The organism is Ruminococcus sp. SR1/5 (assembly GCF_000209835.1).
In the GTDB taxonomy this organism is placed as follows: Bacteria; Bacillota; Clostridia; order Lachnospirales; family Lachnospiraceae; genus Blautia_A; species Blautia_A fusiformis.
In genome coordinates this window covers 2,256,484-2,257,450 of the sequence record NC_021014.1, presented here as the reverse complement: position 1 = coordinate 2,257,450, position 967 = coordinate 2,256,484, and the positions used below count along the sequence as shown (strand labels likewise).

The 967-nt window shown below is 41.1% G+C and carries 1 protein-coding gene; it reads right to left on the bottom strand.

All coding sequences use genetic code 11. From position 1 onward, the window contains the following. The coding region (locus tag CK1_RS11270) for a tyrosine-type recombinase/integrase (protein ID WP_083460882.1) at window positions 1-767 on the bottom strand (767 nt) is incomplete at its 3' end. Window positions 768-967 lie beyond the last annotated feature (200 nt).

The following is a 967-nucleotide window of genomic DNA, read 5'->3' as shown; positions in this document are numbered from 1 at the left end:
TGGTAAAGTTCTCCGTACTGCATTCGGTTTTTAAGTTGTTCCTTTCGGGCATTGCGAAGAATCTCTGCCAGTGTATCTCCAAAATCAACAATCCTTACCTTTTTTCGTTTGGTTGGTCCGATGATATTCTTGTGCCTTGAACCATCATATCGGATACTGCGTCTGATCGTAAGGCACTGTTCTTCAAGATTTACATCCTGCCATGCCAGACCACAGGCTTCACCGATACGAAGTCCTGCATAATAAGCTATCTGGATTGGAAGTATTGCCGGTGGATTGTAATCCTGTAGAAATTCAATCAGTCTTTCATAATCCTCTCGTGGAATTGGCTGTATATCGCCATCCATGTCATCATCAGAAAACAGGTCAACCTCATCCGTCTGGTATTTCAGCTTAATATACTGCATCGGATTGAAAGTGATATATTGCTTTGGTGATACTGCAAACCGGAATGACTGCTGTAATACTGCCGAGAAAGAACGAATGTAATCTTTGCTGTAACCTTTTCTTTCTGAACCATCTGGATAAGTGCCACCAAAGGAAAGCAGATCGAAGAAGGCTTGTAAATGCTCAGATGTTACATTTTTCAACTTTCTCTCTGAAATTGGATGCTTCTTGATGTTGGTAATAGCACCAAGGTAATTCTGGACTGTCCCATTACTGAGAGTACCGGTCTTTAATTCTTCCTCTGCCCATATATCAAGTAATTCTCCAACTGTAATATTTTCCGACTTTGCAATGAATTTCTTGCTTTCGTAATCGTCCATTGCCTGACGGAGCAGTTTTTCCGTTTCACTTTTGCTTTCTGTTCCAGCGTATTCTTTCTGAACCAGATTGCCGCTTGCATCTTCTACATAGAAGCGGTAGTACCATTTCTTTCCTTTTTTCTTACAGATCCTTTTGCCATAATCGTGTGTCTCCTTTCGATATCAGACAATCGGAACTGATGAAATGCTTCTTGCGTGTA